The following is a 5,007-nucleotide window of genomic DNA, read 5'->3' as shown; positions in this document are numbered from 1 at the left end:
GTGGGAGTCTCGACGTGTTGGTAGATGTGGTACTTCTTTAAAGCGAGATTATGGTAACTAAGAGGTTAAATAACTATTTTATTTTTGGCTCAGAGTACACTTTGATAGTAATTAACCAACTAAAAATAATTATTATAGAAAAAATAAGTAACATATTGCTATATAAATATGATTGAGAAGAAACATTTATAGGAATAATTTTTTTATTTAGTATGTCTACAGACAGTAATCCTCCTACAACTGCGATTCCTAGTCCTTCAGATAAGAAACTTGTAAAATTAAGTAAACTCATTCCTGAACCACTTTCTTTTGTAGTTAAACTACTTGAAACAATTGTAGATATAACCGTTTTTGTAAAGGACAGACCTCCAAATATAAAAATAATTAATATAGTAATTAAAAAAGGTGTCGTTTCAACAAACAGTGCAGCCAATAGAAAACTAATTGATAACAACATAGCTCCTATAGTTAACACGAATATTGGTCCTTTTTTATCTACTAGTATTCCACCAAAGTAACCAAAAATAATGACACTAACAGCTCCTGGAAAGATAATCCCGTTACCAATGGCAAGTGTACTTAACTGATATAAATCTCTCATCATATAAGGAACCATTGAAATAAATCCTGCCACCGTTCCAAAAAAAAGACCTCCACAAACAATACCAACCATAAAAGATCGGTTTTCACCTAATTTAGGCTCAATAAACGGCTCATCCACTTTTTTTATGTGCTTAATAAAAATAATGAAAATAACGAAACTTATTCCTAAGAAATATAATTTATATGATGTGGTAAACACCATAAAAGTTACTATGCTTAACGACATTAATACTAATCCTATAAAATCAAAACTTCCCTTTTTAATCGGTTCATGATCAAGCATTTTGATAAGAAAAGGAACTGATATTAAAGTTCCTAAAGGTAATATCAATAGATAAGACCAATGAATATATTCAGCTATCATTCCACCGATAGATGGACCTAGAGCTTCACCCATTGCAACAATGGAACCAATAAGTCCAAAAGCCTTTCCCTGGCTCTCCCTTGGAATATATTTAGCAACAACCACCATAATTAACGCAGGAAAAGCTGCAGCTCCTGTACCTTGAATGAATCGTGATAATAATAATACAGGAAATGATGTATGACCTATAAAACCCATAATTGAACCTATACAATTTAATAAAATTCCTGTTAATAACAGTTTCTTAATACCAACATAATCAGAAACTTTGCCATATATGGCTGTTCCTACAGAAAAACTTAACATGAACGATGTATTAATCCAATTTATACTTGCAGGAGCTTTTCCAAAGTAATTCGCTACATCAGGAAAAGATACATTTAGAACCATTTCATTTAGTACACTAAAGAAAGATAAAAAGCAAAGCCAAAGTAATAATTTGTTGTATTGTGATTTATGGTTTGACGAATTAGAATTCATTTCTTCACTCTTTCCCTTTAATTAATAAAGATTTTATCCTATCAACTTTTCCTTGTTGATATAAACTTTTATCTACCACTTCTTGATAAGATACAATTTTATTTTTTATATAGGCTTGTCCATTAAATAGTTCATTACTCTTTTCTTCAAATATTAAAAATAAAGATTGAGGTAACTTTGCAATTAAATTAAATTCATCTTCTACCTCTGATACATTTAAGACATTTCCCTCTAATTTTCCGAGTTCACTAATAGCCTTCCCTAAATAATCTTTATTTGCAGATACATCTATCTCTACTACTGGTTCTACAATGACTGTTTTAGAATTTAACAATGCTTTATACAATGCATATGGTGTTAACTTTCTAAATTCAGATGGTGTACTGACTGGACTAAAAAATTCAGCATCTGTCAACGTTACTTTTACATTGGTTAATTCAAAATCATAAAGACCTGTTTTAGTTGAACTAAACACACTATCTTTAATAGCATTTTGAAATGACTGTTTCAGATAACCTGTTGTCACTAAACTATCAAATTGAATGCCTGATAGGTTACTCGGTTCAACTTTCAAGGTCATCGTTGCCCAATAGGGATTAAGTGATTCATCTACATCAATTGTGCCTATTCCTATTTCTTCTATAATTTCTTTATAAACAATTGTTGGTAATGATAATTTAAGCGTCTTAAAAGAGTAACGTCTGCGTATAGTTTCTTCTAAGTATTCTCGTTGAACTCGACCAAAAATTTTCATTGAGATTTCTGAAGTTTCTTTATCAATTGAGAAATCAAGTAATGGATCTTCTTCTGATAATTCAGTTAATAAGTCTAGTAACGTCATTCTCTCTTCTTCCCCAACTTGGAAAGTGATTTTTAAACTTGGGCTAGGTAAAGATAGCTCATTAGTTAAAGGTTCTCCTAAGAAATCTTGAATCTTTAATTCTTTACATTTTGGAAACATAAAAATATCTCCTGTTTGAATACTATTTGCTTCTACAAATTGGTTGTCTTGTAATACTAAAAAACGTGGTAGCTTCTTTTCTTCTTGATTATTTAACAAATAAGTTTGGTTCTTACTTATTTCACCGGATAGTAATCTAAAATAAGCTTGTTTTTGACCATTCATAAAAGTAATTTTATATAAATATGCAGATAAATTATCCTTACTTTTATCAACTAAATCAAAGCTACCTAATAAATTTAATAAAGTATCTATCCCTTCTCCTGTCACAGCCGAACCTAAAATTAAAGGATAACTTTCATTCATTAAAGTTCGTTGGTTCAACTCATTTTTTAGCTCTATTTCACTTATTAATACATCATTCATAAACTTTTCAAGTAGATAAGGACTGTTTTCGATTAAAGTATCTCTACTTTCTTGACTAAACAAGGATTCTACTAGAACAAGATGACTCGTCAATTTATTCTTGATTTCAGAAATCAGATATTCTGGTCTTGCTGTTTCTATATCTATTTTATTTAAGAAAAAGATAGTCGGTATCTTGGCTTCTTGTAATGTATCAAAAATCCTTCTTGTTTGAGTTGGGAGTTCTCCTAAACTTGAAACGACTAAAACAGCTATATCAATAACGTTTAGTGACCTCACTACTTCACCATAAAATTCAATATGTCCAGGCATATCAACCAAATTTATTTTTGTTTGACACCACTCTAAAGAAACAGAAGCTGTTTTTATTGTAATGCCTCTTTCTTTCTCTAAATCAAGGGTATCAGTAATAGTATCACCCTTCTTAATACTTCCTTGCTTATAATTTTCATGGGTTCTACTATACAAACTTTCTGTTAAAGATGTTTTTCCAGCGTCTACATGAGCGACAATTCCTACATTAATAATTTTTTTCATCAAAAAAAGACTTCTATGGATTTATGTTCGCAAAAATACTCATCGCAAATACCATAGAAGTCTATTGTTCACGACCTTCTAATTATAGTTCGAGAGTATTTCTTTAAGAGCACACCAAATAAGCCTTTGTTTTTCAGCTATATTAAAATGTGCTATTTAGAAATACTCCGAAGCATATGAAGATCACTCACTTATTTTTATTTGATTTATTTATCTTAAGTTAGTATAAATTATAAAAATTAAAAAAACAATTTTTTTAGTTAATTATAACGTGATTTATGTTAACTTTTTGATTTATTTTTGTAAGTCATGATATAATGAAAATGCGAAAACAAGATGAATTGCTAGTATGTCTAGCACAAAAGCCACTACCTCATCACAGGTAGTGGCTTTTTTTGTCGCTAGTGCGAAGTTCTAGCGTGTGAGTTTGTTGGCACTCATGCCTTTACTCATCATCTTCATCGTCAAACCAACGATTTAATAACTTTGTAGTTATAACTGTGATTACCGTAGTAAAAACAGTCGTGATGAATAACAAGATGAATTGTTCTAACATATGTCTAGCACCCCCTTTCATAAAGAAATGGGCTAAGTGCCATGAATAAATATATCATAATCCTTTTAAATTTGCTTTTGGGTTGTTAGGGCTTGCCCTGACCGTCTGAAAGACGATTAATACAGATAACTAAACAACTTAAGTCTACCAAGATTATTTACCTGGTAATTTTATTATTTGAATTTGCCCAGTTTTTTGATTACGTTTTTGTCTTTTGCAAAGGAGCTTTAGCGACTGCGCTAGTGAAATGTGAGAGTGGTTTTCTCTCACTCCTTTTTTTACATATTTTCATGTTACGCATAGAACAATTTAATCAAAAGAACTCTTTTTTAGGTGGGAAAAATAGAGTCCCTCTTTTATAACCTCTTTTAAACCTCTTTTAAACCTCTTTTAGGCCCCTGTTGAGCCTTACTGCCCCAAGGGATGCAGAGCCTTTTAGGCAACAAATTGTCTGTTTATAGGCAACAAATTGTCTGTTTATAGGCAACAAATTGTCTGTTTATAGGCAACAAATTGTCTGTTTAGACTTGTTTTATAGGCACACAGTGCCTTATAATAGTGCCTATAAAACAAGGAGGTTATATATGACTAATGAATTAGTTAAATATCATCATGAATTAAATACAATTCCTCTTCGTAAATTTACACCTGTTGAAATGAATTTATTTTTTTCTATTGTCTCTAGAATGCGTGATAAGGGAGAACAAACTGTCCGATTTTCATTTGACCAACTCAAAGAGTTAAGTGATTATAAACCAACCGCAAATAATCGATTTATTGATGATTTAGCCGAAACTTATGAAAAAATTCTTTCTTTACGTTTTGGTCGCAGAAGCAAAAGTGGTTTAAGTATAGAAATGTTTGTTATGTTTACCGAATTTAAAATAAATGGTGATGTAGATGATCCTTATGTAGATATCCGAATTTATGAAAAAGCTATCCCTTTATTGAATAATTTAGATGAATGGGTTAGATATTCTCTTAAACAATTTACTGATTTACAAAGTAGTTATTCTAAAACGATGTTTCGTCTATTAAAACAATTTCGTACCACTGGATATGCCTATTTTTCTAAAGAAGACTTTCATGAGCTATTAGATATTCCTAAAAGCTATCGTGAAACTCATATCAACGAGCGTG

Annotated in this window: 3 protein-coding genes; 1 reads left to right on the top strand and 2 read right to left on the bottom strand. The window is 30.8% G+C overall.

Annotated features, from left to right (window positions below):
• Nucleotides 1-73: 73 nt before the first annotated feature.
• Together tet and DW196_RS10825 are read right to left on the bottom strand one after the other, a co-directional pair.
• A complete protein-coding gene (tet, locus tag DW196_RS10830; protein ID WP_117974230.1) occupies nucleotides 74-1,447 on the bottom strand; it encodes a Tet(L)/Tet(K)/Tet(45) family tetracycline efflux MFS transporter in 1,374 nt (457 codons plus the stop codon).
• A 4-nt stretch (nucleotides 1,448-1,451) separates the two neighbouring features.
• A complete protein-coding gene (locus DW196_RS10825; RefSeq protein ID WP_117974227.1) occupies nucleotides 1,452-3,311 on the bottom strand; it encodes a GTP-binding protein in 1,860 nt (619 codons plus the stop codon).
• Between the two features lie 1,140 nt (nucleotides 3,312-4,451).
• Here DW196_RS10825 and DW196_RS11640 point away from each other — a divergent pair.
• Nucleotides 4,452-5,007, top strand: a 556-nt coding sequence (locus DW196_RS11640) for a replication initiation protein (RefSeq protein WP_233541958.1), incomplete at its 3' end; no start/stop codon positions are given.

The organism is Vagococcus sp. AM17-17, assembly GCF_003471765.1.
GTDB lineage: Bacteria > Bacillota > Bacilli > Lactobacillales > Vagococcaceae > Vagococcus > Vagococcus teuberi.
The sequence above is the reverse complement of the archived record's forward strand: the minus strand, read 5'-3'. Positions and strand labels throughout refer to the sequence as shown.